The organism is Streptosporangium pseudovulgare, from assembly GCF_014648055.1.
In the GTDB taxonomy this organism is placed as follows: domain Bacteria; phylum Actinomycetota; class Actinomycetes; order Streptosporangiales; family Streptosporangiaceae; genus Streptosporangium; species Streptosporangium pseudovulgare.
The window spans coordinates 279836-305422 of record NZ_BMQJ01000009.1 but is presented as its reverse complement, the minus strand read 5'-3'; the positions used below and the strand labels follow the sequence as shown (position 1 = coordinate 305422).

General features: G+C 72.4%; 25 protein-coding genes and 2 tRNA genes. 17 read left to right on the top strand and 10 right to left on the bottom strand.

The features are described from left to right. Window positions 1-286: 286 nt before the first annotated feature. The 7 genes from IEZ10_RS19860 to IEZ10_RS19830 all read left to right on the top strand — a co-directional run bounded on the left by IEZ10_RS19860 (window position 287) and on the right by IEZ10_RS19830 (window position 6887). The gene (locus IEZ10_RS19860) at window positions 287-1861 is read left to right on the top strand and encodes a pyridoxal phosphate-dependent decarboxylase family protein (protein WP_189247985.1); all 1575 of its coding nucleotides are present in this window, start codon (window positions 287-289) and stop codon (window positions 1859-1861) included. Beyond that, window positions 1858-3399 carry a phenylacetate--CoA ligase family protein gene (locus tag IEZ10_RS19855; protein WP_189247984.1) on the top strand — a complete coding sequence of 514 codons (1542 nt, stop codon included), beginning with the start codon at window positions 1858-1860 and terminating at the stop codon, window positions 3397-3399. Before IEZ10_RS19860 ends, IEZ10_RS19855 begins: the two co-directional genes overlap by 4 nt. Before the next feature lie 48 nt (window positions 3400-3447). Beyond that, window positions 3448-3948, top strand: coding sequence for a DUF8788 domain-containing protein (locus tag IEZ10_RS19850; RefSeq protein WP_189247983.1), 501 nt, complete (start codon window positions 3448-3450; stop codon window positions 3946-3948). 25 nt (window positions 3949-3973) lie between these two features. After that, window positions 3974-4756 carry a hypothetical protein gene (locus tag IEZ10_RS19845; protein WP_189247982.1) on the top strand — a complete coding sequence of 261 codons (783 nt, stop codon included), beginning with the start codon at window positions 3974-3976 and terminating at the stop codon, window positions 4754-4756. Window positions 4757-4795: 39 nt separating this feature from the next. Then, complete coding sequence (locus IEZ10_RS19840; RefSeq protein WP_189247981.1) at window positions 4796-5272, top strand: DUF8788 domain-containing protein; 477 nt, start codon at window positions 4796-4798, stop codon at window positions 5270-5272. After that, entirely contained in the window at window positions 5269-5817 is a 549-nt protein-coding gene (locus IEZ10_RS19835; protein ID WP_189247980.1) for a DUF8788 domain-containing protein, read from the top strand. Before IEZ10_RS19840 ends, IEZ10_RS19835 begins: the two co-directional genes overlap by 4 nt. Before the next feature lie 314 nt (window positions 5818-6131). Continuing rightward, the gene (locus IEZ10_RS19830; RefSeq protein WP_189247979.1) at window positions 6132-6887 is read left to right on the top strand and encodes an MBL fold metallo-hydrolase; all 756 of its coding nucleotides are present in this window, start codon (window positions 6132-6134) and stop codon (window positions 6885-6887) included. A gap of 48 nt (window positions 6888-6935) precedes the next feature. Here IEZ10_RS19830 and IEZ10_RS19825 read toward each other — a convergent pair whose 3' ends face one another. Next, on the bottom strand, window positions 6936-7760 hold the full coding sequence (locus IEZ10_RS19825; RefSeq protein ID WP_189247978.1) for an alpha/beta fold hydrolase: 825 nt from the start codon (window positions 7758-7760) through the stop codon (window positions 6936-6938). 51 nt (window positions 7761-7811) lie between these two features. On the opposite strand from IEZ10_RS19825, the gene IEZ10_RS19820 reads away from it, so the two are divergent. After that, window positions 7812-8285, top strand: a complete 474-nt coding sequence (locus IEZ10_RS19820) for a MarR family winged helix-turn-helix transcriptional regulator (RefSeq protein WP_229811434.1) — start codon at window positions 7812-7814, stop codon at window positions 8283-8285. A gap of 26 nt (window positions 8286-8311) precedes the next feature. On the opposite strand, the gene IEZ10_RS39975 is transcribed toward IEZ10_RS19820, so the two are convergent. Together IEZ10_RS39975 and IEZ10_RS19815 are read right to left on the bottom strand one after the other, a co-directional pair. Further along, window positions 8312-8440: a hypothetical protein gene (locus tag IEZ10_RS39975; protein WP_268246337.1), complete on the bottom strand. Its 129-nt coding sequence runs from the start codon at window positions 8438-8440 to the stop codon at window positions 8312-8314. A gap of 214 nt (window positions 8441-8654) precedes the next feature. Next, window positions 8655-9074, bottom strand: coding sequence for a hypothetical protein (locus IEZ10_RS19815; protein ID WP_189247977.1), 420 nt, complete (start codon window positions 9072-9074; stop codon window positions 8655-8657). Window positions 9075-9268: 194 nt separating this feature from the next. Between IEZ10_RS19815 and IEZ10_RS19810 the strand changes: the two genes are divergently transcribed. Next, complete coding sequence (locus tag IEZ10_RS19810; RefSeq protein ID WP_189247976.1) at window positions 9269-11956, top strand: AAA family ATPase; 2688 nt, start codon at window positions 9269-9271, stop codon at window positions 11954-11956. Here IEZ10_RS19810 and IEZ10_RS19805 read toward each other — a convergent pair. From IEZ10_RS19805 to IEZ10_RS19790, 4 genes are all read right to left on the bottom strand, one after another. Continuing rightward, complete coding sequence (locus IEZ10_RS19805) at window positions 11949-12962, bottom strand: nuclear transport factor 2 family protein (RefSeq protein WP_189247975.1); 1014 nt, start codon at window positions 12960-12962, stop codon at window positions 11949-11951. The two genes, IEZ10_RS19810 and IEZ10_RS19805, sit on opposite strands and share 8 nt — an antisense overlap. 261 nt (window positions 12963-13223) lie before the next feature. Continuing rightward, the gene (locus IEZ10_RS19800; protein ID WP_189247974.1) at window positions 13224-13760 is read right to left on the bottom strand and encodes a tetratricopeptide repeat protein; all 537 of its coding nucleotides are present in this window, start codon (window positions 13758-13760) and stop codon (window positions 13224-13226) included. An 80-nt stretch (window positions 13761-13840) separates the two neighbouring features. After that, window positions 13841-14671, bottom strand: coding sequence for an ABC transporter permease (locus tag IEZ10_RS19795; protein ID WP_189247973.1), 831 nt, complete (start codon window positions 14669-14671; stop codon window positions 13841-13843). Continuing rightward, window positions 14668-15660 carry an ATP-binding cassette domain-containing protein gene (locus IEZ10_RS19790; protein ID WP_189247972.1) on the bottom strand — a complete coding sequence of 331 codons (993 nt, stop codon included), beginning with the start codon at window positions 15658-15660 and terminating at the stop codon, window positions 14668-14670. The genes IEZ10_RS19795 and IEZ10_RS19790 overlap by 4 nt, the downstream gene beginning before the upstream one ends. A gap of 77 nt (window positions 15661-15737) precedes the next feature. Between IEZ10_RS19790 and IEZ10_RS19785 the strand changes: the two genes are divergently transcribed. Further along, the gene (locus IEZ10_RS19785) at window positions 15738-16325 is read left to right on the top strand and encodes a TetR/AcrR family transcriptional regulator (protein WP_229811433.1); all 588 of its coding nucleotides are present in this window, start codon (window positions 15738-15740) and stop codon (window positions 16323-16325) included. 74 nt (window positions 16326-16399) lie between these two features. On the opposite strand, the gene IEZ10_RS19780 is transcribed toward IEZ10_RS19785, so the two are convergent. Next, window positions 16400-16711 carry a hypothetical protein gene (locus IEZ10_RS19780; RefSeq protein ID WP_189247970.1) on the bottom strand — a complete coding sequence of 104 codons (312 nt, stop codon included), beginning with the start codon at window positions 16709-16711 and terminating at the stop codon, window positions 16400-16402. A 109-nt stretch (window positions 16712-16820) separates the two neighbouring features. Here IEZ10_RS19780 and IEZ10_RS19775 point away from each other — a divergent pair, with 109 nt between their 5' ends. After that, window positions 16821-20192, top strand: coding sequence for an ATP-binding protein (locus IEZ10_RS19775; protein ID WP_189247969.1), 3372 nt, complete (start codon window positions 16821-16823; stop codon window positions 20190-20192). A gap of 87 nt (window positions 20193-20279) precedes the next feature. Here IEZ10_RS19775 and IEZ10_RS19770 read toward each other — a convergent pair whose 3' ends face one another. Further along, complete coding sequence (locus IEZ10_RS19770) at window positions 20280-20918, bottom strand: hemerythrin domain-containing protein (RefSeq protein WP_189247968.1); 639 nt, start codon at window positions 20916-20918, stop codon at window positions 20280-20282. Window positions 20919-21116: 198 nt separating this feature from the next. Here IEZ10_RS19770 and IEZ10_RS19765 point away from each other — a divergent pair. After that, window positions 21117-21192, top strand: a tRNA-Thr gene (locus IEZ10_RS19765). Between the two features lie 268 nt (window positions 21193-21460). On the opposite strand, the gene IEZ10_RS19760 is transcribed toward IEZ10_RS19765, so the two are convergent. Beyond that, window positions 21461-21940 carry a nucleoside deaminase gene (locus IEZ10_RS19760; RefSeq protein ID WP_229811432.1) on the bottom strand — a complete coding sequence of 160 codons (480 nt, stop codon included), beginning with the start codon at window positions 21938-21940 and terminating at the stop codon, window positions 21461-21463. Between the two features lie 490 nt (window positions 21941-22430). Here IEZ10_RS19760 and IEZ10_RS19755 point away from each other — a divergent pair. The 5 genes from IEZ10_RS19755 (at window position 22431) to IEZ10_RS39970 (ending at window position 25545) form a co-directional block, all read left to right on the top strand. Continuing rightward, window positions 22431-22504, top strand: a tRNA-Met gene (locus IEZ10_RS19755). 73 nt (window positions 22505-22577) lie between these two features. Beyond that, window positions 22578-22742, top strand: a complete 165-nt coding sequence (gene rpmG, locus IEZ10_RS19750) for a 50S ribosomal protein L33 (protein ID WP_030921771.1) — start codon at window positions 22578-22580, stop codon at window positions 22740-22742. Window positions 22743-23067: 325 nt separating this feature from the next. Beyond that, window positions 23068-23514 (top strand): MaoC family dehydratase N-terminal domain-containing protein, encoded by a 447-nt coding sequence (locus tag IEZ10_RS19745; RefSeq protein WP_189247967.1) that lies wholly within the window; start codon window positions 23068-23070, stop codon window positions 23512-23514. A 1-nt stretch (window position 23515) separates the two neighbouring features. Next, window positions 23516-23944 (top strand): MaoC family dehydratase, encoded by a 429-nt coding sequence (locus tag IEZ10_RS19740; RefSeq protein WP_179820134.1) that lies wholly within the window; start codon window positions 23516-23518, stop codon window positions 23942-23944. Between the two features lie 218 nt (window positions 23945-24162). Then, the gene (locus IEZ10_RS39970; RefSeq protein WP_189247966.1) at window positions 24163-25545 is read left to right on the top strand and encodes a glycosyltransferase family 2 protein; all 1383 of its coding nucleotides are present in this window, start codon (window positions 24163-24165) and stop codon (window positions 25543-25545) included. Window positions 25546-25587: the final 42 nt, after the last annotated feature.

Below are 25587 nucleotides of genomic sequence, written 5' to 3'. Positions count from 1 at the left end.
GGGGCAAAGGCGCCCTCTCACGCCGCCCCCCGCTGTCGCCGATCGACGTCGCCTCTCGAAATTGGATCGTTCCAAAAGCCGCGACGGCCCGGTGGCGGTACGAATTCCGTCCCGTTTCCCGGAGTGTCGATTCTCTCTTCTCCGCTCGACGCATCACCGCAGATCACGCATTCACTCGCGAGAACCTTCATTTGATCGGCTGGGAGTCCGGTTCGCCATGTGTGAATTCTCCTCCGGGCGCGACCATGTGGGCGTTCTCGACTCCGGACCATTTGGAGTATCCTCCGTGACGAGTTCTCTTTCCGATGGCCAGAGTTCCCTGCCGGAGCCGACGACCGGCGAAGGCTTCCGATCACCCACGCCGGGTCTCACCGCGGCCTTCGACCCCGGACGTTTCCACGACGGCGCCGTTGGCATCGTCAGCCGCCTGACGACGTATCTGGGCGACCGGTCGGTCCGGGGCCTCGACCTTCTCGATCCGGCGGTGCTGCTGAAGGCCGCGCGGGCGCTGATGACCCCGGAACGGCAGCGCATCGCCGACTTCGACGCCGACCGGGTGAACCAGATCGTCGACCTGTACACGGGGACCGGCATCCCGGTCTACTCACCCGGCTACATGGGACGGCAGTTCTCCGGCGTGGTGCCGCTGGCCGGCCTCATCGACCTGGTCGGCTCGGTGGTCAACCAGCCCTCCTCCTTCTATGAGGCCGGGCAACTCCCCAACGTCGCCGAGCGGCTCATGGCCGAGGAGCTCAACCGGTTCATCGGCTGGGACCGCGACCGGTTCGCCATGGTGACGACCTCGGGGGGCTCCCTGGCCAACCTGACCGCGCTGCTGGCCGCCCGCAACCGCGCCTTCCCGCAGATCTGGACGCGTGGCGCCGGCGGTGTGCCGGGTTCCCCGGCCATCGCGATCAGCGAGGAGGCCCACTACAGCGTGACCCGGGCGGCCGGGGTGCTCGGCATCGGGGAACGGCAGATCGTCCGGCTCCCGGTCGACCGGGTCGGGCGGATCCGCCCCGATACGGCCGGCCCGGTGCTGGACGAGGCGCACCGGCGCGGTCTGCGACCGTTCTGCCTGGTGGCCTCGGCCGGGACCACGTCGATGGGTGCCTTCGACCCGCTGGAGGAGCTCGCGGCCGTGGCACGCCGGTACGGGCTCTGGCTCCATGTGGACGGGGCGCACGGGGCGAGCCTGCTGCTGTCGGACCGGCACCGGGACAGGCTGCGCGGCATCGAGCAGGCTGACTCGCTGACCTGGGACGCCCACAAGATGCTCTTCATGCCGGCGCCGTGCACGCTGCTCTTCTACCGCGACGGCACGGCGGCGCGCGGTGCGTTCCGGCAGCGCGCCAGTTACGTCTTCGACGAGGAACCGGACGTCTACAGCGCCTACGACAGCGCGGAGAAGAACTTCGAGTGCACGAAACGCCCGATGATCATGCCGCTCTGGACGGTCTGGTCGGTCTACGGCCCGGCGCTGTTCGCACAGAAGATCGACCGGCTGTGCGCGGTGACCCGGCAGGCGTACCGGATGCTCGCCGCCGAGCCGGACTTCGCGGTGGCGCACGAGCCGGAGTCCAACATCCTGTGCTTCCGGTACCGGCCGGACGGCTTGGAACCGGCGACCGTACACCGGCTGCAGATGGAGATCCGCAACCGGATCCGGGGCGGCGGACGCTTCTTCATCTCCAAGGTCGACATCGACGGGGTGGCGGCGCTGCGCGTGGTGGTGATGAACCACCTGATCGACGCCGACCACCTGGCCATGCTCATCGCCGAGATCAGGGACATCGGGCAACGGGTGTTGCGCGGGAGCGCCGCGGCCCGGCCCGGCCAACGGAACGGGAGCCATTCATGACCATGACGAGTTCGGACGTCACCGCCCCGGCGGAGCTGGCGGCACGACTGATCCCCGAGGAGGAGCTGCGGCCCCGCTCGGCGGACGACGTCATCCGGCTGCCGTCGTTCGCGGAGAAGCTGGAGGAGTGCGGGCGGCTCACCGGAACCCCGTACTGCGAGTCCCCGCTCGACCTCCAGAACGCGCTGGTGTTCCGCCGGCTTCAGCAGCTCGTCGGCGTCGCCCTGCTCAACCCGCTGTGGCGCGAGCGGCTGCACTACTTCGGGATCCGCAGCGCCCCCGCCGACATGTCCGAGTGGGAGCGGATCCCCCTCTCGGACAAGACCGTGCAGCGGGACATGTTCATGGGCGCCCGGGCCGGGATGGTCGTGCCGCTCGACCGCGGCGGATTCGAGGTGGTGGCCAGCGGCGGCACCGGTGACGGCATGCCCCTGGAGATCGTGTACTCCCTGCGGGAGCTGCGCGACACCTACCGCATCGCCGGGGCGTTCATGGGCGCCTACCAGCTCGGCCGCTACCTGCGCGGCCCCGCGCCGCGCTGGCTGTTCACCACCTTGGCCGACTACCAGATGTGGAGCAGCGGGACCATGGTCGGCGGCGTCCTGTCCCACGTCCCGGGGGTCAACTACATCGGCGCGGGACCGGTGAGCGCGCCGGTGCTGGAGCACATGTTCTCCTACCCGGGCCACAAGGCGCTGATGGGCATCACCGCCGGCATCGCGCTCCTGCCCGAACTGGGCGCGGGCCTGTCCCCGCAGGCCAGGGCGAGTTTCCGGGTCGCCATGTACGGCAGCGGCTCCCTGCCGCAGCGCAAGCGCGACGAGCTGCAGGCCTTCTTCCCGAATGTGTCGATCCTCAGCTACTTCGCCGCGACCCAGGCCGAGTGCGTCGGGCTCCAGCTCGACCACACCTCGCCGGCGCTCTCCGCCGTGCCGGGGCTGCACCTGGTGGAGATCGTGGACGAGCACGGCCGTGCCGTCGCCGAAGGCGAGGAGGGCGAGCTGGTCGTCACCCGGCTGCACGCCGACGAGACGCCGCTGCTCCGGCTCAAGCTCGGCGATCGGATGATCCGCCGCCCCGCACTGAACGGGCCCGGGTTGCGCACCGAGCGGTTCGAGTTCGCCGGGCGCACCGCCGACGTGCTGCACATCAACGACAGCCAGTACTCGGCGACGCTGGCCTACGCGGCCCTGCGCGGGCGGTTGCGCTCGACGACCGGCGTCGACCTGGACCTGGTCGCGCACGAGGTCCAGTTCCACAACCACCGTGAGGACCGGACCCTCACCCTGCTCGCGGCGGTGGACGACGCCGAGGGCACGGCCGCGGTCGTCGAGCACGCCCTCGGCCCGAGCGGGACGCGGAATCTGTTCATCCACGCGCTGCCGAGCTCCCTGTCGCTCTTCAACGACCGGGAGGCCAACGCGGCGGCCATCGAGCAGACCGGATACGGGTTCCGGCTGGTGTTCGTGCCGCGATCCTCACCGCAGATCGAGCGGACCACCGTCGGCAAGACGCCGCTGGTCAGGGATCGGGGCTGAGCGCGTGGTGGCCCGTACGCCCGAACGACACCCGACAAGGGAGGAACGATGAAACACAGGATCAGCATCGTCGTAATGGTCGACGCGGTCGGGGCGTTGTCCGACCGGACGCTGCACAACGGCAATCTCTCGCTGGTCGACGACAGTTCGGCGGGAAGCGAGCACCAGGGGACCCCCGACCTCATCACGGCGGTGGCCCCGGGACAGGTCATCCAGTGGACGCCCATCCACGTGGACGTGCAGACTCCGGTCGAGATCCACGCCATCGAGTTCCTGTCCGGCGCGACCGTCCCGCCCCCGGCCGACCAGACCGTGCCGCCGCACCCGGTGGAGCCCCCCGCCTTCCCGGCACCCGGTGCCGTGCCCGGGACGGGGGCCGACGCCATGGGTTCCGACGGGCACGAGAACCACGACCTGCTGGTGTGGGAGGGCATCGTGCCCTACGACATGACGCCCGGTGTCCCGTACCGGTACCGGCTCTCCCTCAAGCTCCACGAAGGACCCAACAGCGTGCTGTACATCGACTCGCCCGCGCTGCTGCGCGTGTGAGCCACGTTCTGCGAAAGGCGGTCTCATGGCACAGCAACACGGGATCATCGTGCTCTTCGACGTCGAGAACGCGCTCCGGACGCGGTCGCTCGACGGCAACACGTACTGGTTCGACAACATGAAGTTCCTCGGCTCGGTCGGGGTGGGCACCGAGCAACTGGTGACGATCGTGCCGGGCACCCATTTCCTCGACGGGTCGCAGGCGACGGAGCAGGTGCTGAACTGGCTGCCCGCGGCGCTGGGGGCGATCCCCCCGACGGTGCCGCGCAACTACCTGGCCGAGCAGGAACGCGCCGACGACCGGCGCACGCTGAGGGAACTGGCCGCGCTCGACGGCGAGGGCGGCGTGAGCGACGCCGACATCAAGCGGCTGCAGCGGAGGGTCGGCAAGCGCGCCCACAAATCGGGCGGCGGGCGCGGCCTCACCCATTCCAAGCTGCTGGACGTCACCGGCAGGACCACGAGTGACTCCGGCGCGTACAACTACCCGGCCCCGGTGATCACCGACATCACAGGACCGGCCGTCACCGAGAAGATCATGTACCCGGCCCAGTACGGGTCGCCCGACATGATCTACGACGGCTGGTACTGGGCCGCGACCGTGGACACGAGCCGGCCCGGGGTCTACCCGTACACGATGCACGTCCAGCTCCACGAGCTGGTCGAGCGGAACGACGAGCTGGTCTGGGAGTCCGTGGACCTGACCTGCGAGTCCAGCCTCAAGATCACCAACGATCCGAAGCGCAACGGGTTCACCGGCGCCGGGCTGGGCGTGCTCCCCCTCCCGCCCGTCCCGGCCGTCGGCTGACCCGGTCCGACCCGGAGCATCTTCGAGCGGAGGAGCAGCATGCCCCCGAGGAACAGACAGTCCGAACGCCGGCCCGCCCGGGCCGTCCGGCCCGCCCGGCCCGTGACGATCACCGCGGTGGTCGACCCCGTGGCCGCGCTGGCGTCGGAGAGCCTGGACGACAACCTCTATCTCTACGACACCAACAAGACCGCGGGGTCCACCGGTTTCGGCACCCCTGAGCTGCACAGCCGGGTACGCAAGGGCGACACCCTGCTGTGGAACGTGCTCCCGCTGGAGTGCGAGACCTACGTGGCCCTCACCGACATCGAGATCGACCCGCGGATCGCCGAGCCCACGCGGAAGGTGTATCCCGGCACCGACATCGTGTTCTGGACCGCCGAGGTCAAGCAGGACCTCACCGAACCGGTCCCGTACCGGCTCTCGTTCCTGCTCGGCACCGTCAGCACGCCGTTCACCCCCACCGCCCGGCCGGCCCTGGCCGGTCCCGCCGACGAGGAAAGGGCAGGCCGATGACCCAGGCGTACGCGGCCACGGACTTCGCCGATCGCGGCCAGCTCAACTCCGTCCAGCTGAACGTGGTGACCCTCGTCGACATGGAGAAGGCCGCCGCGACGAAGTCTCTGGACGGCTGCCTCTACATGATGGACAACAGCGTCGGCGGGGTCGGGCAGGGCACCGACCACCTGGAGACCACCTGCAAGCAGGGGCAGGTGATCAACTGGATCATCCGCCCGATCGACATGCACCGCCGTCCGGACGGCACCTGGCCTCCGATGCCGAAGATCAACAATCTGGTCTTCCTCGACATCGAGAAGGGCGACGAGGAAGACGTCGCCGAACGCCGGATGATGACCGAGCTCAAGGTCTACGGCGCTCCCGACCGGATGCGCGACCAGTACACCGCCGTCTACTACTACTGGGCCGGGGCGGTGATGAGCGAAGCCCCGCCGGGGCTCTACCGCTATCGGTTCGTCCTGGAACTGGAGAAGGAGCACGGCACCGACAAGCTGTATCTGAACTCGGTCCGCCATCCCGCCCTGCGGGTACTGCCCGTCTGACGGTCTTCGGGGCCGCGAGCGCGGTGTGGTGAGGGTGGAGGTCATGGTCGCCGGCGGACGGCGACCATGACCGACCGGTGCGCGGCCCCGTCCCGCGGGCGCGGGCCGATCGTCATCGGTACGGGCGGCGCCGGGAGCACCGCCGGCCACGGGACCGTACGGGTTCGGCGTGTTCAGGATGAGCGGGACTTCGGTGACCTTCCGGCCGGAAAGGTCGAAACGCCAGGTGGTGTACCCGATCGCGGGGTGCCCCGCGTCCCGTTCGGTTAGCGTGATCCGGACGATGCCCGACCGCGTGGCGAACGGAGCCGCCCATGCTGCCCACCATCACCACGATCGGCGGCCCGACGGCCCTGCTGGAGCTCGGCGGGCTGCGGATCCTCACCGATCCGACCTTCGATCCGCCGGGAGATCACCCCGTCGGGCCGCTCACGCTCACCAAGACCATCGGCCCGGCCCTCTCCCACGCCGACGTCGGCCGGGTGGATCTGGTGCTGCTCAGTCATGACCAGCATCCCGACAACCTGGACAGGCTGGGGCGCCGGATGATGTCCGCCGCGCCGCTGACCCTGAGCACTCCCGAGGCCGCGGAGCGTACCGGTGTCACCCCGATGCGCCCCTGGCAGCACCACGACGTCGGCCGGGTTCGCGTCACCGCCGTTCCCGCCCTGCACGGCCCGCCGGGATGCGAGCCCATCGTCGGTCAGGTCACCGGCTTCGTGCTCACCGGCGACGGGCTGCCCACCGTCTACATCAGCGGGGACAACGCCTCGCTGGAGTGCGTGGAACTCATAGCCGAGCGGTTCCCGGCCGTCGACGTCGCGCTGCTGTTCGGCGGCGCCGTCCGCACACCCATGATCGACGAGCGGCTCACCCTGAACGCCGCCGACATGGTCATCGCCGCACGTCTGCTGAAAGCCCGGTACGTCGTGCCGCTCCACGTCGAGGGCTGGACCCATTTCACCGAGAACCAGGCGGACGTGCACGCCGCCTTCTCCGAGGCCGGTCTCGGTCACCTGCTCGTCTCCCCCACCCCGGGGCGACCGGCCCCCCTGGTGCCCGTTCGGTGAACGATCAGGGCGGATGAGGACGCCGGGGCCGGCCCGGCGGCCGCCGGATCAGGGGTGGGGACGGAGCAGCTCACGGATGCGTGCGGCGTAGGCGCGCGGGTGGGTGAGGTTGCCGTTGTGCCCGCCGGGGAACTCCGCCACCTCGGTGCCGACGAGCGCCGCCAGTTCGTGCGCGCATCGGTGGTCGAACACGTGGCGCGGGGTGGTGCGCCCGGCGGCGGGGATGACGCGGGTGGCGGTGTCCTTGAGCCCGGTGACGTCCAGCGTGTCGTCGATGACCGCGCTGAAGTCGTTGCGGATGAAGAAGTCGAAGCCGGCCCGGCGCCGGTCGTCCATCGGGTGCGGGGTGAGTCCCGGCTCGGTCTGCTGTTCGCCGAGCTCGATGCCGAGGACTCCGGCGATCCCGGTGATGGCTTCGGCGAGTCCCCGGTCGCGGTAGAGCCGCTGCAGGTCCGCGAGCTCCCGCCGGTGGTGTTCGCGTTCGGCGAGGGGGAGCAGGGCGGGCGCGACGGGCTCGTGGGCGATGAGCGTGCCGAGCCGGCCGGGGTGGTCGATGGCCACGTGCAGGCCGAGGACCGCGCCGAAGCTGCAGCCGAGCATGTCGGCGGGCGCGTCCGTGACCTCCGCGAGCAACCGGTGGACGTCGTCGGCGTGCTCGGCCATGGTGGCGCCGGCGTCAGGGTCGTCCAGGACGCTGCGCGACAGGCCGCGCCGGTCGTAGGTGACCACGGTGTGGTCGGCGACGAGCCGGTCCACCAGGTCGACCGTACGGCGGGCGTCTCCCTCGCCGCTCTGGGAGATGAGCAGCACCGGGCCGGTGCCGCGGACCTCGTAGTAGAGGCGGGCACCCGGGACATGGAGGATTCCGTTCATGTCCTGAACGTATCAGATTTGATGCATCTTTTTTGATGTAAATTTGACGACGTGAACGGAGTAGACCTCTTCCTGCTCGGCCGGACGCTGATGAAGATCGGCGAGGAGGCCATGCCCACCGAGAGCATCGGGCCGCAGACCACCAGCACCCGTACCGTCCTGGTGGTCGTCGCCGACCTGCGCGGCCATGCCGAGACCTCCATCGGCGAGATCGCCGCGCGCACCGGTCTGCCGCAGAGCGCCGTCTCCGCCGCCGTGGGCCGGCTGCGAACGGTCGGCGCCGTCGTGACCGGCCCCGACCCCGCCGACCGCCGCCGCACCCTGGTCAAAGTCGCTCCCGAGGTGCCGGAGAGGGTGACCGAGGTGCGAGCCGCACCGATCGACGGCCCGCTCGCGAAGGCGCTGGGCACGGACGACCCCGCGCGGATAGCCGAAGTGGTCGCCCTGCTGGAGACCGTCGCCGCCCGCCTTTCCCCGGGACGCTCCCGGGAACCCGGTGGGTCGGCGGCCGGCTCCTCCGGGTGACCCGCCGCGATACGGTCGCGCCGCCGTCAGCCCCGGTCCGCGTTGTACAGGTGGCGCAGCGATCCGATCTCCGCGGCGTTCTTCCGCTCCAGGTGAAGGGACAGCAGCGACCAGGACACGTTCAGCTGCCAGCGGAGCCGCTCGAGTTCGGACATGACGGAAACCTAGCCCGGTGGGACGCTCCGGCTCCACGGGATTTCACGGGTGCGCCCCCGCCGTCCGGGCCCACGACAGGCGCCCTGGCCCGCCATGGGCCATCGCGATCCACCCACGTATGAGACCTCCGGGCAGCGTGGCGCTGCCCGGAGGTCTCATGGTCTGGCTGCTCCCCGTGGACGCATTGCAGGCGTGCCTTGCCACGCAGTTCGCTCAGGCCTTCCGGAGCCCGGCGAACTGCAGGCCCGTGAAGCCCGCCACCCCTACCGCCTGGAAGATCACGAAGGCCGTGCCCAGACCGGACACCGGGAACCATCCGGCGATCAGCATCTCCGCGCTGGCCACCACCCAGGCCACGTTGACCACCATCACCGCGATCACCACCGTCCTGTTCAGCGCCGGACGGGTGGCGAGGTAGAGGAGGTCCGCGGCGAAGACGGCCAGGAACGCGCCGACCGGCACGAGGAAGGCGGCGGGCAGACCGAACATCGAGCCGGAGATCGCTGCGACGGCCAGGAGGACGAGGCCGATGGCACCCGACGCGACGGCGTCCAGCTTGAGCGCGAACCGCAGCAGCTTGGCCTCGGCGTTGGAGTTGGCGGTGGTGGTGGGCGCGGTGGCGATGGCGGCCATGATCAGATCCTTTCGTGCGGGACGCTGTCGTCCCTGTGCCAACGAAATTACGCAGGTCGACGCCGCGCCGAATCTGTCATCGTGACGGTAGTGCCCGGTCACGCCCACCCGCGCACACCCGGCGGGCATTCGTCATTCGCCGCCGCCGCCAGGCCGGAGATCTGATCCGCGTTCCGCTGGATTAGATTTCAGCCATGTTGTACGGGCGGGCTGCGGAGCAGGCTCAGATGGACCGGCTGCTGGCGGACGCGCGGTCCGGGCGCAGTGGTGTGCTGGTGGTACGCGGCCAGCCGGGTATCGGGAAGACCGCGTTGCTCGGCCACCTGACGGAGCGGGCCGCGGGGGTGCGGGTGCTCCACGGGGTCGGCATCGAGTCCGAGGCGGAGCTGCCGTATGCCGCCCTGCATCTGCTCCTGCGTTCCGAACTCGACCGGATCGACACGCTGCCCGAGGCACAGGCGGCGGCGCTGCAGGGCGCGCTGGGGCTGGGAGCGGCGGCTCCGGAGAACCGGTTCCTCGTCGGGCTGGCCGTGCTCAGCCTGCTGGCCGAGGTCGCGGGCGACGGGGCGCTGCTCTGCCTGGTCGACGACGCGCAGTGGTTCGACCAGGCGTCCATCGACGCGCTGGTGTTCGTGGCGCGGCGGCTGGACGCGGAAGGCGTCGCGCTGGTGTTCGCGGGCAGGGAGGAGTTCCGCCCACAGGGGTTGCCCGAGCTGTGGCTGGACGGTGTGGACCGCGACGCCGCCGTCGCGCTGCTGGCCGAGTCGACCAGGGATCTGGCGCCGAAGGTGCGTGACCGCGTCCTGGACGAGGCGGGCGGCAATCCCCTCGCGCTCATCGAGCTGCCGTCCACGCTCACCGCGGAGCAGCAGGCCGGGCAGCTGAACCCGTTCACCACGATTCCGGTCGCCAACCGGGTGCAGGAGGCCTTCCAGCAGCAGATCAGGGCGCTGCCCGACACGGCTCAGGCTCTGCTCGCGGTGCTCGCCGCCGACGACACGGGCGACCTTGGCATCGTGCTGCGCGCCGCGGAGTCCTTCTCCGCCGAGCTGGCGGACCTGGAGGCGGCGGAGCAGGCCAAGCTGGTCACGGTGAACGGGGCCGTGGTGGCCTTCAGGCACCCGCTCATCAGAGCCGCCGCCTACCAGAACATGCCGTTGACCTCGCGGCTGGTCGTACGGCGTGCGCTCGCCGGAGTGCTCGACGGCGACGAGCACGCCGACCGCCGGGCCTGGCATCTGGCCGCGGCGACGACCACGCCCGACGAGGACGTGGCGCGCGAGCTGGAGCTGGCCGCGGAGCGGGCGCGCACCCGTTCCGGCTATGCGGCCATGGCCGCGGCCTACGAGCGGGCCGCGGAAGTCACCCCCGACACCGCCAAGCGGTCGGTACGGCTGGCCGCGGCGGCCGTGGCGGCCAGCGACGCGGGCCAGCCGGCCCGCGCGGGCTCGCTGGCCGACCGGGCCAGCGAGGAGATCCAGGACCCGCTGGCCCTCGCCCACCTGATCCAGGTGCGTGCCCATCGGGAGTTCGAGCAGGGCAGCCGGGCCGCGGCCAGCGAGCTCATCATCGCCGGCGCGGAGCGGGTCGCCCCGCTGGACGCCGAGCGGGCGGCCTACCTGATCGTGGAGGCGGTGCGCTGCGGGTGGTACGCAAGTGACCCGAGCCTGGCGGAGCGGGCGGCAAGGCTGCTCAGGACCCTGCCCGAGGTCGGCTCTCCGCTGGTGAGCGGCGCGCTCGGGCTGGCCGCACTGGTCAACGGCGACCTGAAGGATGCGGTCACACTCATGCAGGAGCTGGTGCTCGCTCCGGATCTGTCCGCGCTCCGGGTGCCGGGCATGCTCTTCGTGGCCCAGCTGTGCGCGCCGATCGGACGCTACGGTCAGGGCGAGGCCGTCGCGGCGCGCGTCGAGGCCGAGTGCAGGGCCCACGACATGGGCGGCTGGCTGGTCATCGCCGTGGAGACCCGGCTGCAGGCGCAGATGCTGATGGGCAGGTATCGCGAGGCGGCGACCGAGCTGGAGGAGATCATCCCCGTGGTCGGCGACCTGGGGCAGCGGAACGGAGCGGTCGCACTCACCGCGTTGCTCGCCTTGGCGCGCGGCGAGCTGGGCGACGAGCAGGAGTGCCGGACGGCGGCCGCGGCCGTCTTCGAACAGGCGGGAACGCGCGGGCTCCGCGTGGCCGAGGCGGTCGCGGTGGCCGGGCTCGGCCGGCTGGAGCTCGCGCTGGGCCGTCCAGAGGCGTCGCTGGAGATCCTGGAGAGGATTTCGGCCGCCAACGCGCCGGTGTCCGTCTTCTTCGCCCCCGACCGGATCGAGGCCGCCGTCAGGGCCAGGGAGCCCGAGCGGGCGCGCGAGCCCCTGGCGTACTACCTGAACTGGGCGGCCGGCGTCGGCGTGCCGTCCGCCGACGCGGTCGCACTGCGCTGCCGCGCCCTCGTCGAGAACGACGAGGACCTGTACGAGGAGGCCATGCGGGCGCACGAGCAGGGCGAGCAGCCGCACGAGCAGGCCCGCACACGGCTGCTCTACGGCGAGTGGCTGCGGCGGGCGCGCAAGCGCGCCGCCGCCCGCGCCCAGCTGCGCGCCGCCCTGGAGACCTTCGACCGGCTCGGCATGGCGCTGTGGGCCGAGCGTGCCCGCGCGGAGCTGCGCGCCACCGGCGACGTCCCCGCGGCCCCGCGCCAGGCGGACGATCCGCTCAGCGTCCTCACCGCACAGGAGAGGCAGGTGGTACGGCTGGCCGCCGCGGGCGCGTCCAACCGCGACATCGCGGCCCAGCTGTACCTCAGCCCGCGCACCGTCGGCTACCACCTCTACAAGGCATTCCCCAAGCTGGGGGTCTCCTCGCGGGCGGAGCTGGCCTCGATCGCTACCTGAGCCTGCCGTACAGCTCGGTGATCTTGGCTTCGTCGGCGACGAGCGGCAGCCGGTCGAAGGTCAGGGTCCAGTCACTGGAGATGCCACCGGTGTCGCCGACGCGCTCGATGACGCCGAAGCTGACCGGGTCGGTCTGGCCCTTGGGCAGGAGCGTGCCGTGCCATTCGAGGTACGTCGCGCCGTCGACCTTGACGGCCTGGCCCGGCTGCAGCCGGACATCGCTGACCTGCTCGAAGAACCTCTTCAGGTAGGCGAGCTTGCCCTGCGTGGCGCGCAGCGTGCCGCCGTTCAGGCCAGGGGCGGACAGCGGCGCGCCGGTGAGCCGTTCCACCAGGGCCTCCGCGTCCTCGTCGTTCCATGCCTCGGCACGGGCGACGAGCTCATCGGGGGCGAGGACGGGCCTGCGGCCCCGGTCGGGGACGCCGTCGGCGACGCCGGCGAACGGGTCGGGCAACTCGGGGTCGAGCGGCTTGAACCAGGTGTGCCGGTCGTAGTAGCGGCGGCCCTGGTCGACCTTGCCGTCGTCGGTCAGCTGGACCCGGTAGACCGCAGGGTAGGCGACCTCGTGTCCCTTGATCGTGGCCTCGTTGTGCGCTTCGAACATCACGGCGGGACCGTTCACAGCGATGCGCGTGCCACGGAAGCGGAAGTCGGGGACCAGGCCGAGCGATCCGCTGATCGCCTTTCTGATGGCCTCCTCACCCTGGAGCAGTGGCGTGCTCGCCTTCGCCGGCTCCCACAGCGTCGCGTCCTTGGACCACATGTCGACGTAGGCGCCCACCCGGTCGGGGGTGGTGACCTTGCCGAACTTGATCTGCCGCTTGATGAAGGCGCAGGCGTTGGGCGACACCCAGCCGCTGATGGAGGTGACCTCCGGCCGCGCCTCCGCGCAGCCCGCCGCTCTGTCCCGGCCTTGCTCGGCCGCCTGCGCCGGCCCCGTGACAGTGCACAGCGCCAGCACCGCCCCGACCGCGAGTCCCATCCCCGCCATCCGCATCGCCGCCATGACCTGCCCCTTTCGATGTTCTTTCAGGTGCCACCGAAGTTAGGCCGATCCTCTTCACGGCAAATCCGTCAACGTGACGGTAGCCAGACGCACCGCACCAGGTAGGTCACGGGAAGCGCCACCGGGTCCGGCCGTATTCGCCCGCGCCGAAGCCTCCCGCGCGAAGGAGAGCCGGGGAACGGAGCCGAAGCGTTGCCTGCCGCGCCGGTGACCGCTGGTCGAACGAGACCTCCGAGCGGACGTGAACGCCGTCCGGAGGTCTCAGTCCGGGCTCTCGGTGCGGCGGCGGCAGTGGGCGAGGGCGCGTTCCGTCGACGCGATCAGCTCCGGGTCCCCTTTGGCCTCGCGCAGTTCCAGCGTCTCGCGGAGCAGGGACTCCGCCTCGTCCAGGCGGTTCTGGTCGATGCGGTGCTTGGCCAGGTGCTGGAGGGCGAAGTCGCGCATGTCCGGCGGGGCGGTCGCGAGCGCCTCCAGGTAGAGCGGCTCGGCACGGACGAGGTCGTCCGCGTAACGGTGGGCGTCGGCGAGATTGATCCGTACGGCCGTCAGCGCGGCGGGACTCTCTCCCGCCAGGAGCAGCGCGCGCTCCAGGTGGGAGACGGCCTCGCCGTACTCGCCGAGGACGACCAGGCCGAAACCGACGCGCCGCAGCAGCCGGAACACCTCGGCCGGATCGGCCGCCCCCTCCGCGTCCAGCCGCGCCAGGTCCGCCTTCATCCCGTCGACCATGGCGGCGTAGGCTTCCCGGTCGGCCGGGACGGCGCGGAGACGCTCGTCGTAGATCACCTCGATGCTCACGGGAGGACAGGCTATGCCCCTCCCCGCGCGGGACCGCGGCGTCGGCCCCGGCGACGTCCTCGGGCCGCCGGGGCGGGGGATCAGCGGTTCAGCCGCCGGTAGCGGCGTGCCGACAGCGGCAGGAAGACCAGCGTGATCAGCGCCGGCCAGCCGATCGCCAGCCACAGCGCGTGCTGGGCGGCCCAGGAGTCGCCGCCCCAGCCCGGGTTGCCGAACAGCTCCCGGCAGGCGGCCACCGTGGCCGACAGCGGGTTCCATTCGGCGATCACCCTCATCCAGCCGGGCATCAGGGCGGGGGAGACGAAGGTGTCGGCGAGCATGGTGATCGGCAGCAGCGGCATCCAGGCCGCGCTCGCCGACTCGGGGGTGAGCGCCAGCCCGACGTAGATGCCGACCCAGATGAGCGCGAAGCGCAACAGGAGCAGCAGGCCGACGGCGGCCAGGGCGGCGCCCGCGCCCCGGTGCCAGCCCCAGCCGACCACCAGGCCGCAGGCGAGCAGGACGGCCAGCTCCAGCACGGAGTTGACCATGTCGGCGAAGGAGCGGCCCAGCACCACCGCGGCCTGGGAGATCGGCATCGAGCGGAACCGGTCGGTGACGCCGCGGGCGGAGCCGGTGGCGATGATGATCATGGTGGTCATCACGCCCATGGTCATCGACTGGGCGTACATCCCGGGCATCAGGAACTCCCGGTAGTCGCCGCCCCCGGCGACGTTCATCGCGCTGCCGAAGACGTAGCCGAACAGCAGCACCATCACGATCGGGTACAGCAGCGCGTTGAGGACGGCGGCGGGGTTGCGCGTCCAGTGGACGAGGTTGCTCCGGGCGATCGTCCACCCGTCGGCCAGCGTCCAGCGCAGCCGCTCGCGGCGCGTGCGGGGGAGGGCGGGGGTGAGGGGGAGGGCGGTCATGCCGCGGTCCCCTCTCCGGTGACGGCGGTGACGCCGTTGGTGCCATTGGTGCTGTTGGCACCGGTGATGCTGAGGAACACCTCGTCCAGCGTCGGGCGGCGCAGGGTGACGTCCTCCACCTCGACGCCGCGCTCCTGCAGCTCCCGCATGATCCGTGTCAGGGCGCCGATCCGGTCGCGGACGGGGACGGTCAGGCGCCGGGTGTCGTGGTCGGCCACCGGTTCGGCGCCGGCGGCCCCGGCCAGGACGCGCGCGGCCTCGGCCAGGTCGGCGGCGTGGCGCAGGACCAGGTCGACGTGGTCGCCGCCGACCGCGGACTTGAGCCGCTCGGGGGTGTCCTCGGCGATCACCCGGCCCGCGTCGACCACCGCGATCCGATGGGCGAGCCGGTCGGCCTCGAACAGGTACTGCGTGGTCATCAGCACCGTGCTGCCCGCCTCGGCCAGGCCGCGTACGGTCTGCCACACCTCGTTGCGGTTGCGCGGGTCCAGGCCGGTGGTGGGCTCGTCGAGGAACAGCACGCGCGGGGCCAGGACGAAGGCGGCGGCCAGGTCGAGGCGGCGGCGCATGCCGCCGGAGTAGTGCCTGACCCGCTTCCCGGCCGCCTCGGCCAGTCCGAACCGCTCCAGCAGTTCCCCGGCCCGGCGGCGGGCGGCGGCCGCGCCGAGGTGGCGGAGCCGCCCCCACATCTCCAGGTTCTCCCGGCCGGTGAGGATCTCGTCCACGGTCGGCTGCTGCCCGGCGAGGCCGATGGCGTGCCGTACCCGGTCGGGCTGCGTGACCACGTCGAACCCGGCGACGACGGCGCGGCCCTCGTCGGGGCGCAGCAGCGTGGTCAGGATCCGGACGGCCGTGGTCTTCCCGGCGCCGTTCGGCCCGAGCAGGCCGTACACCGTGCCCTCCGGCACGGTCAGGTCGAATCCGTCGAGGGCGTCGGCGTCGCCGTAGCGCTTGCGCAACCCCTCGGCGACGACTGCGAAGGATGTCATCGCTCCATAATGAGACTTCGGTGTCTCAAAAACAAGCACCGATATCTCGTTATGGGGCGTGGTGCTACTCTTCGCGGGTGAGCGACACCCCGGAGTCCGGAACCCGCAGCCGCACGCGCCGCGCCATCCTCGGCGCCGCGGCCTCGGTCCTCGCCCGCGACCGCGGCGCCACCCTGGCCGACATCGCCGAGGCCGCCCAGGTCGGCCGCAGCACGCTGCACCGCTACTTCCCCGACCGCAAGGTGCTCGTCGACGCGGCCGTCGCCGACTCCTTCCGGGTGGTCGAGCGTTCGACGGCGGAGGCGGCGATCGACCAGGGGCCGCCGCTGGAGGCCATGCGCAGGCTGATCGCGGCCATGGTGGACGTCGGCGACCGGCTGGCGTTCCTGTTCGGCGACCCGCGCGTGCTGGAGGAGGCGGGCTGCTCCGAACCCGACCCGTTCGAGCCCGACCCGTCGGTGCCGACCACGATCGGCCTCATCGAACGCGGTCAGGCCGAGGGGGTCTTCGACCCCGAACTCGGCGCGGAGTGGATCCAGCAGGTGCTCTGGGCGCTCGTCTACACCGGCTGGGAGGCCGCCGAGAAGGGGCAGCTGCCCCGCCACGGCGTCACCTCGACCGTGATCCGGACCTTCGAGAACGGAGTCGTCACCCGGAAGAGGTGAGGTCCCCCGCCTCCGCTCGCCTCGTCCGTTCTCCTCGTCCGTGCCCCCGCCTCCCGCCGTCGCCGTCCGGCGTGTCAGCGGTCGAGCGCGGCCCACAGCGTGGCGAACTCCTCGGCGGTCACCTGGTTCAGGCCGAAGTCGTCGGGATAGATCGGGCCCTCGGCCAGGAAGCCGTGCTCGTCCTCGATGTGCCGCCACGAGTACCTTCGGGCCACCCCGTCGGACCCCAGCTCGGCATGCCTGACCGGCCAGTACTCCCCGCCGTCGTCGATGACGGCCTCGAACAGCCACACGTGGCCGTCGCCGTCCACGCCGTGCCAGTACCAGTGCCGCCGGTCGCTCTCGTCGAGCGCCCGGATCGTCTCCACGCGCCGGTCGTGCGGCATCTCGCTCCTCGCTGTCGAATCCCCGGGCCGAATCCCGGTGCCGTACGGAATCATGCTGCCGGACGACGTCAATCCATCGGCAATCCGGACCGCTTACGCTGCCCCTGCTATGTTGCGTGTTCTCGGTCCGCTCCAGGCGGAGATCAACGGTCGTCGGGCGGACCTCGGGCCCTTCCGGCAGCGAGCCGTGGTGGCCCGGCTCGTCGCCGCGGGCGGGCACGTGGTCTCCACCGATCGTTTCATCGACGACCTCTGGCGCGGGCAGCCCCCTCCCAGAGCCCTGGCCGCCCTCCAGGTGTACGTGTCCAACCTGCGCAGGGCCCTCGAACCCGACCGCCCGCCCCGGGCGCCCGCCGCCGTCCTGGTGAGCGCCGCGCCGGGCTACCGTCTCCGCCTAGAACCGGAGCGGGTGGACGCCTGGCTGCTGCCGGGACTGATCGAGTCGGCCGCGGCCGCCCTCGCCGAGGACGACGGGGACCGGGCGCTCGACCTCGCGGACCGGGCACTGGCCCTGTGGCAGGGGCCGGCCTACGCCGAGTTCGCCGACGAGCGGTGGGCCGAACCGGAGGCGGCGCGGCTGGAGGAACTGCGCCTGGTCGCGGTGGAGCACCGGGCCGAGGCGTTGCTGGCGCTCGGCCGCGAGGCCGGGATCGAGCTCGAACGGCACGTCCGCGCCCATCCGCTGCGGGAGAACGCCGTCCGGCTGCTCGCGCTGGCGCACTACCGGGCCGGACGGCAGGCCGACGCGCTGGCCGCGCTGCGCCGGGCCCGCGCGACCCTCGCCGACGAACTGGGGGTCGATCCCGGGCCCGCGCTACGCGCGCTGGAGGCCGACATCCTGCGCCACGCCGACTCGCTGCGCCCCCGGGAACGGGCCGCGCTCCCGCGCCGCCGCGACTCCGACGTCCCCCCGCGCGGCCGGGGGGTGGCCGTCTTCCCCCGCCGGGACGCGCCCGCCCCGTCCCCCGCCGCGCGGCGCGCCCCGGAGCCGGGGGAGCCGGGCGCCCTGGTCGGCCGTACGGCGGAGCTCGCCCGCCTGGAAGCCGTCGCCGGAACCCCCGGGCCGAGCACGATCTGGCTGGGCGGCGAGGCGGGGGCGGGCAAGAGCGCCCTGGCCGGCGCGTTCGCGCGGAGGCTGGCGGACCGCGGATGGCTGACCGCCACCGGGCAGTGCCCGGAGACCGACGGCGGGGCGCCGCCCGCGTGGGCGTGGAGCGAGGTCCTGCGCCGCCTGACCGCGGAGCTGCCCCCCGGCGACGACGTGGCGGCGCGGCTCGCGCCGCTGCTGACCGACGACGCCCCGGCCACGGGCCGGTTCCACCTCGCCAGGGCGGTGGAGGACTACCTGGCGCGGACCGTACGGGAAGACGTCCGCGTGCTGGTCGTCCTGGAGGACGTGCACCGCGCCGACGAGGAGACGCTCGGCCTGCTGCGCCACCTGGCGGTACGGCCCGCCGCCGCGCGGATCACGTTCCTGGCCACCTACCGCCCGGCAGAGGCCACCGACCACCTCGGCGCGACCTGGGCGGCGCTGGCCGGGCACGACACCCACCGGCTCGACCTGGGCGGGCTGGACGGCGACGAGGTGGCCCGGCTGCTGCGGGAGCGCTCCGGCCTGGACGTGGACCCGGTCATCGCCCGTACGGTGGCCGAGCGGACCGGAGGCAACCCCCTCTTCGTGTCCGAGACCGCCCGGCTGATCAGCACGGACGGGATGGCGGCGGCCAGGGCGCTGCCGCCCGGGGTGCGCGACCTGATCCGGCGCAGGATCGCCCGGCTGCCCGCCACGGCCCAGACCGCGCTGCGGGACGCGGCGATCATCGGCCGGGACGTGGACGTGGACGTGCTGCTGGCGATGGCGGGCGCCGACGAGGACGCGCTGCTGGAGGGGATGGAGGCCGGCGTGCTCACCGGGCTGCTGGACGAGCCCGCCCCGGGCCGGGTCCGGTTCGCCCACGTGCTGGTGCGCGAGACGCTCTACGAGGACACCCCCCGCATCCGCCGTACCCGGCTGCACGGCAGGGTCTTCGACGCGCTGGAGCGGATCCGGCCGGGGGACGTCTCGGCGCTGGGACACCACGCGCTCGCCGCGGCCACGCCGGGCACGGCCGGGCGGTCCGTGCCGTACGTGGTGGCGGCGGCCAGGAAGGCGGCGGCCATGCACGCCTACCGGGAGGCGGGGTTCCTCTACCGGGGCGCGCTCGACCTCGTCGGAGGCGACGACGACCACCGGCGGCTCGACCTGCTCTGCGGTCTGGTCGGCGTCCAGGCCCACGAGGGCGACGTGATGGCCGCCCGGGGCAACCGGGAGCGGGCGATGGAGGCGGCGCGGCGGCTCGGCACCGGCATGACCCGGGCGCTGACCTGCTACGAGGCCCCGGTGACCTGGTCGATCCAGCCGTACCGGCAGGTCGACGAGGCGTTCGTCGCGGCGGTCCGGGAGGCGCTGGCGGACCCCGCCGGGACCGACGACGAGACCCGCTGCCGGCTGCTCGCCACCCTCACCTTCGAACTGGAGGGGCACGACGACGACACCTGCGAGCGGGCCGGCGCCGAGGCGCTGCGGCTGGCCCGGCGGCTGGGCCGCGCCGAGCTGGTCTGCCTGGCGCTCAACGCCCGCTACTTCGTCCTGCTGACGCCGCACCGGCGCGACGAGCTGGAGGCGGTGGGCCGGGAGCTGGTGGAGCTGGGCGGCGAGGCCGGGCTGCCCGGCTACGAGATGCAGGGCCACCACGCGCTGTACATGGTGAGCCTGGGCGGCGGCGACCTCGCCGCCGCCCGCCACCACGCCGACCGGGCGCTCGAACACTCCACCGGCGGACAGCTCGGGCTGGCGCTGAGCGTGCTGTCGATGCTCGACACCCTGCTCCTGCTGATCGGGGGCGACTTCGCGGGGGCGGAGCGGTCCTACGCGGCGGCGGCCGAGCGGATGGCGGCGGCCGGCGGCGCCAACGCGGCCGGCGCGGGCGTCATGGGCCGCTTCGTCGCCCGCCTGGCGGGCGGCCTGCCGCAGGACGTCCCGGAGATCATGGCGATGCACCGCCTCGTCCCGTCCGACACCTCGGAGATCCTGACCCGGGCCCTGGTGGCCGAAGGGCGGCTCGACGAGGCCCGGACGTTCTGGGAGCCGGACCGGCGGATCAGGAAGGACTACTACTGGCTGATCCAGACGGCGCTGCGGGCCGAGAACGCCGTCGCGCTGGGCGACCGGCCGACGGCCGAGCGGTGCTACGAGGAGCTGCTGCCCTGGGACGGCGAGGCTGCCGGGCTGCACTGCGGGTCGGTCACCCTCGGGCCGGTCGCCCACATCCTGGGCGACCTCGCCGAGGCGCTGGGCCGGGACGGGACCGCCCACTACGCCACGGCGGAGCGGGTCGCCGAGCGGCTCGGCTCCCCGCACTGGGCCGGCCGGGCGGCCGAGGCGGCCCGCCGGGGCGGGGGCCGCCTCGGCCGTTCGCCCGGGATCCGTCCGGGCGGGTGACGGGCCGGGCAGGTACGGTCACCCGGTTCCCGGTCCTCGGCTCCGGGCTCCCGGCCCTTCGCCCCCGGCTCACCCGGCTCCCCCGGTTCACCCGGCGAGGGGGCCGAAGACCAGCCGTTGCCGGCGGCGGTGGCCGCCGCGGAACAGCGCGAGCAGCACCGACAGCACAGGCCCGGCCAGCCTGCGCAGCCGGGCCAGTTCCTCGGGCCGGGCGTACTGCTCGATCTTGGGCAGCTCGACGCTGGCCTTGGTGCCCTTGCGGACCGCGTCCTCGACCTTCTTCCAGTCGGCCGCGGAGACGTACTTCATGATGACGGGGAAGAGCAGCCGCTCCTCCTCCTCGATGTGCTCGTCGAGCATGTCGGCGAGCCGGGTCAGCGACGAGGCCAGGGCGGAGGCGTCACGGGTCGTGGCGAACGCGACGGCCTGGCCGTCGATCTCGTTCAGCAGCGGGTCCAGCGCGGAGTGGTCGTCGCTCAGGTCGCGCAGGTCCACCTCGGCCCCGGCGGACCGCTCGATGACGGGCCACAGGGCGCGGTCCTCCATCGTGTGATGGTGGTGGATGCCCGTGCACAGGGCCCTGACGTATTCGGAGACGGCCCGGGCGCGGGCCGGGTCGGCGGTCTGGCGGCCTTCGGCCAGCTCCGCCGCCAGCGTGGCCAGGCGGCGGGTGTCGCCCCGCATGGTGCGGTGGGTGAGCTGGAAGCCCAGGAGTTCGGGGGCCATGGTGGGGGTTCTCCTCGGTCGGTCCGGATGGGGTCGCCGGTCCAGATTGCGGAGATCCGCTTATGGGTTACTTGTCGTTCACTTAAGGACGGACACCCCGGGGCCTCCGTGATTCGGTGGCTCCCGTTTGATTTCGCATCCTGGTCCGGAGCCGTGTATGGTTACACCTGTCGGCAAGCGCGAAAGCGAAGCAGACAGGCCCCTTTAGCTCAGTCGGCAGAGCGTCTCCATGGTAAGGAGAAGGTCTACGGTTCGATTCCGTAAAGGGGCTCCATTCAGCAGGAAAGATCGCCCGGACCGCGAGATCGCGGGGCCGGGCGTTTCTCGTTTCGGGCGGGATCCTGTGAGACCCGTGCGCCGGTCCCGCCGCGGAGGCGCATCGTGCCGCCGATGAAGAGGTCCGCGACCCGCATGCCGTCCCCCGGCGGACCTGCTCCGGCGGCCGCGTCGCCGAGGAGACCGATCCATCGCGACCCCGGACGGCCGCGCCGTACGGATGGACGATATCGGGCTGTGGGCGAGCGGCCGGCGGGAGGAGCGGGTCAGCGGGAGGAGTGGAAGCGGCGGTGGAGGTCGTGTACCTGTTCCGCCAGGGCGGGGACCGGACCCTCCACGACGACGCCCGGGGCGATCTCGTGGATCGGCAGGGTCCGCACCGGCGGCGCGGGGACCCCGAGCTCGGCGAGCCAGGCCGACAGCTGCTCGGAGGAGCTCACGTAGACGATGCGGCCCAGGCCGACCCAGGCGTGCGCGGCGGCGCACATCGGGCAGTGCTCGCCCGAGGTGTAGACGGTCGCGGCCGCCCGCTCCTCGGGGGTCATGTTCGCCGCGGCCCAGCGCGCCAGCTCGAACTCGGGGTGGCGGGTGTGGTCGCCGGAGGCCACCCGGTTGTGGTCCTCGCCGAGGACGGTGCCGTCGGCGGCGACGAGCACGGAACCGAACGGCTCGTCCCCCTCCTCCAGGGCCTCGGCGGCCAGCTCCACGCAGCGGCGCAGGTGCCGCAGCTCGGTCTCGTCGATCACGATGACCTCCCGGTGGGATCTTCGGCTTCACGCCGGATTCCTTGATCGTGTACGGCCGGATCCTACCGACCGGCGGCTCGCGGGGCGGATGCCGCCGTACGCCGGTCCCGGGGCCCGGGGCCCGGGGCCCGGGGGCGCGGGGCCGGCAGGGGCGCGGTGCCGGATCGGTGTCCGGGACGTGGGGCCGGCCGGGGCGCGCGGTGCCGGACCGGTGCCCGGTGGGCGCCCGCCGTACGGCGATCCGGAGGGGCCGGGCGGTTCGCGCCGGCCTCCGGCCGCTGGTAGCCTGGCCTGTGATCAGGGAGGACCCGCCGATGGGCGGGAGCCCGGTCCGGGCGCGGCTCGCGGGGCCGGAAAACTCCCGTGACTCCCGGCGTGCGGGCGGTCATACTGGGGAAACCCAGAAAAGAGTGCCCCGACCTGCACGAGTGCGCAGTCACTCCGCGGGTCGGGTATCCTATCGGGGTCGGCCGATGTCAGTCGGCCTCAAGGCGGAGTAGCTCAGTCAGGCAGAGCAAACGGCTCATAATCGTTGTGTCGCCGGTTCAAGTCCGGCCTCCGCTACTACCCTCCCGGTCTCCCAGCAGGGGCACCGGTGTGGGTTGTCCCAGTCCCGAACGTAGAAAGGCACTCCCAAGTGGCTGCCACCGACGTTAGGCCGAAGATCACGCTGGCCTGCCAGGAGTGCAAGCACCGCAACTACATCACGCGGAAGAACCGGCGCAACGACCCGGATCGGCTTGAGCTGAAGAAGTACTGCCCCAACTGCAAGACGCACCAGGCGCACCGCGAGACCCGCTAGGTCTCCCGGCGAGGCCCACCGGTCCCCACCGGGTGAGGCCCGCTTCAGCGGCATTCCATACCGACGACGAACCGGCGTCCCGACATCGGGCGCCGGTTCGTCGCGTCTGGACGGTTGCCGCGTCCGGGCGGTCATCACGCCCGGAGATCGTCGTGCCCGGAGGTTGTCGTGTCCGGACAGCTTTCCCGGCCGGGCGTTGACCGCGCCCGACAGCCGGTGCCGCCCGCGGACCGGGTTACGGTTTCTGGATGACCGGTCACGGGGCGGGAGCGCAGGGCTCTTGTCACCGTCGGTCTCACCAGCTCGGTAACCGTAAAGGAGCATGATGGCTCTGAACCGCGACTTCGTCGGTCGGGCGTCCGCGCCCTCCCCGCCCTACGAGGTCAGCCGCGTGAAGATCAAGGAGTTCGCGGCGGCGATCGGCGACAACAACCCGGTCTACCGCGACCGGGAGGCCGCTCAGGCCGCCGGCCACCCCGACGTGATCGCGCCGCCCACCTTCCCCATCGTGTTCAGCCTCTCCGGCGGGTCGATCCTGGCCGACCCCGAGCTGGGCCTGAACTTCGCCATGGTGGTCCACGGCGAGCAGCGCTTCGAGTACCACCGGCCGATCCACGCCGGTGACGAGCTGGTCAGCGTCTCCACCGTGACCGACATCCGCAGCGTGGGCCGCAACGAGCTCATCACGGTCAAAAGCGACGTCACCACGGTCGACGGCGAGCCCGTCTGCACGACCTACAACACCATCGTCGAGCGCGGAGGGGCGAGCTGAGATGGCCGCGACTGTCAGGTACGACGAGGTTGAGCAGGGCCAGGAGATCCCGGCCGCCGACTACCAGGTCCGCCGCGCCAACCTGGTGATGTACGCCGGGGCCTCCGGCGACTTCAACCCCATCCACTGGAACGAGCGGTTCGCCAAGGCGGTCGGCCTGCCCGACGTCATCGCGCACGGTATGTACACCATGGCGCAGGCGGGCCGGTTCCTCACCGACTGGGCCGGTGACCCCGGCGCGGTCGTCGACTACGGCGTGCGCTTCTCCTCCATGGTCGTCGTCCCGGACGACGACGAGGGGGCGACCATCACGGTGAGCGGCGTCGTCGAGGAGAAGCTCGACGACAAGCGCGTGCTGGTCGGGCTGACCGCCCGGTCCGGCGACTCCCGCGTGCTCTCCCGGGCCCGCGCGGTGGTCCAGCTCTCCTGACCTCTCCCGGCCCGCGCCGGGTCGCTCCGGGCGCGGGCCGTACGGCGGGCGTCCCGGGGGCTTCTCCCGGGCCGGCGGATCCGCACGGCGGACGTCCCGGGCCTTTCCCGGGGTCGGCGGATCCGTACGGCGGGCACGTCCCGGTCCCGCCGCGCGGAAAGATCCGCCGGTGGGCGGGCCGGACGATACTTCGCCCGGTCCGTGGGTAGCGTCCCGGCATGAGCGATGTACCACCTCACGTGACGGAGCTCGCCGAGCGGCGGGCCAGGGCGCGCGCCGACCGCGACTACGCGGGGGCGGACGCGCTCCGCGACGACATCGAAGCCGAGGGCTGGGCCGTCCGCGACACCGACGACGGGTTCGAGCTCGCCCCCAGGCCGTCCTTCAAGGTCTGGCCCACGGTGAGCTCCGTACCGGTGACGGGTGCGGGCGGCAGGCCGCCCGAGCGGTCCGCCGAGGCGGGACTCCGCCCGGAGGGGCACGGCATCCCCGCGTCCACGAACCGCGACACCGACGCCGGCACCGGCCGTGACGCCGCCGTGGGCACCGTGGAGGCCGGGGGCGAGACCCGGGCCGGTGAACCGGCCGGAACCGGTGGCGCCGCGGCGGGAGCCGGGCGCGGCGCCTCCGCGGACGTCGGCCGGGGCGACGCGCCCGACGCCGAACGGGTCGCCGCGGCCGCCGAGCCGGGCGCCCGCCCCGAGGGGGTGGGGCAGCTCGACGCCGAACGGATCGGTGAGGCCGAGGCGGCTCCCCGGCCGCGGCCCGAGGGCGCCGAGCTCCTCGGCCGGTCCGACGACGTCGAACGCGCCCCCGAGCGCATGGTCTCCTCGCAGCTGCTGTGGGACGCGAGCCTGGCCGTCTCCCGGGTGGACGAGGAGGTCACCCCGGTCGAGGGCCGTAAGCCGATGACCTCGCCGACCGTCACGGTCGGGCTCGTCGTGGACGGCTGGCCCGACGACCTGCGCGAGTGCGTCCGCGCCCTGCTCACCCACACCGACGCGAAGATCGTCGCGCTGGACCTGGGTGACGTGGACGGCTCCGGCGCCGTCCTGCAGGAACTCGCCGACGCCGACCCCGAACGGATCCAGGCGTGGCACGTGGCCGAGACCCCGCACTGGCGGGGTGGGACGGCCGGCTGGGGCGAGAGCCGCAACAAGCTGCTGGAGCTCGACGACTCCGACGTGCACGTGGTGATGGAGACCTCGACCGTCCTCGACGGCGACGCGATCACCCCGCTGGTCGAGGCGCTGAGCGACAAGGTGAGCGCCGCGGGCTGGAAGGGCGTCGACCCGGGTGAGGACCGCCGGGAGTGGAAGGACGCCGGACCCGGCGACGTCCGGGCGGTGCTCGGCCACCTGTTCGCGGTCCGGCGGGACGCCGCGCTGTCGGTGGGCGGATTCCCCTCCGGGGCGCGCTACTACCGCAACGCCGACCTGGAGTTCTCCCTCACCATCCCCGGCAACGTCGTCGCCCTCGGCGACGAGCTCCCGGTCCACGAGGGACGCCACCGCGGCTACCACGACGTCGATCCCGAATACCGCGAGCGCGAGTCGCACCGGACCTACGAGCGCGTGCTGAGGCTGCTGGGTTCCCCGTAGGCTGGTCGCGGGTCCGAAGACCGGCGTTTTTGGGGAAAGTGC

Excerpts from the sequence above, each read along its gene's own strand:
- IEZ10_RS19815 (WP_189247977.1), bottom strand. The coding sequence starts at position 9,074 with ATGGCCGCCATCGCCACCGCGCCCACCACCACCGCCAACTCCAACGCC.
- IEZ10_RS19850 (WP_189247983.1), top strand. The coding sequence starts at position 3,448 with ATGAAACACAGGATCAGCATCGTCGTAATGGTCGACGCGGTCGGGGCG.
- IEZ10_RS19775 (WP_189247969.1), top strand. The coding sequence starts at position 16,821 with ATGTTGCGTGTTCTCGGTCCGCTCCAGGCGGAGATCAACGGTCGTCGG.
- IEZ10_RS39975 (WP_268246337.1), bottom strand. The coding sequence starts at position 8,440 with ATGTCCGAACTCGAGCGGCTCCGCTGGCAGCTGAACGTGTCCTGGTCG.
- IEZ10_RS19770 (WP_189247968.1), bottom strand. The coding sequence starts at position 20,918 with ATGGCCCCCGAACTCCTGGGCTTCCAGCTCACCCACCGCACCATGCGG.
- IEZ10_RS19780 (WP_189247970.1), bottom strand. The coding sequence starts at position 16,711 with ATGCCGCACGACCGGCGCGTGGAGACGATCCGGGCGCTCGACGAGAGC.
- IEZ10_RS19825 (WP_189247978.1), bottom strand. The coding sequence starts at position 7,760 with ATGAACGGAATCCTCCATGTCCCGGGTGCCCGCCTCTACTACGAGGTC.
- IEZ10_RS19845 (WP_189247982.1), top strand. The coding sequence starts at position 3,974 with ATGGCACAGCAACACGGGATCATCGTGCTCTTCGACGTCGAGAACGCG.
- IEZ10_RS19745 (WP_189247967.1), top strand. The coding sequence starts at position 23,068 with ATGGCTCTGAACCGCGACTTCGTCGGTCGGGCGTCCGCGCCCTCCCCG.
- IEZ10_RS19795 (WP_189247973.1), bottom strand. The coding sequence starts at position 14,671 with ATGACCGCCCTCCCCCTCACCCCCGCCCTCCCCCGCACGCGCCGCGAG.
- IEZ10_RS19790 (WP_189247972.1), bottom strand. The coding sequence starts at position 15,660 with ATGACATCCTTCGCAGTCGTCGCCGAGGGGTTGCGCAAGCGCTACGGC.
- IEZ10_RS19805 (WP_189247975.1), bottom strand. The coding sequence starts at position 12,962 with ATGGCGGCGATGCGGATGGCGGGGATGGGACTCGCGGTCGGGGCGGTG.
- IEZ10_RS19840 (WP_189247981.1), top strand. The coding sequence starts at position 4,796 with ATGCCCCCGAGGAACAGACAGTCCGAACGCCGGCCCGCCCGGGCCGTC.
- IEZ10_RS19855 (WP_189247984.1), top strand. The coding sequence starts at position 1,858 with ATGACCATGACGAGTTCGGACGTCACCGCCCCGGCGGAGCTGGCGGCA.
- IEZ10_RS39970 (WP_189247966.1), top strand. The coding sequence starts at position 24,163 with ATGAGCGATGTACCACCTCACGTGACGGAGCTCGCCGAGCGGCGGGCC.
- IEZ10_RS19740 (WP_179820134.1), top strand. The coding sequence starts at position 23,516 with ATGGCCGCGACTGTCAGGTACGACGAGGTTGAGCAGGGCCAGGAGATC.
- IEZ10_RS19830 (WP_189247979.1), top strand. The coding sequence starts at position 6,132 with ATGCTGCCCACCATCACCACGATCGGCGGCCCGACGGCCCTGCTGGAG.
- IEZ10_RS19835 (WP_189247980.1), top strand. The coding sequence starts at position 5,269 with ATGACCCAGGCGTACGCGGCCACGGACTTCGCCGATCGCGGCCAGCTC.
- IEZ10_RS19810 (WP_189247976.1), top strand. The coding sequence starts at position 9,269 with ATGTTGTACGGGCGGGCTGCGGAGCAGGCTCAGATGGACCGGCTGCTG.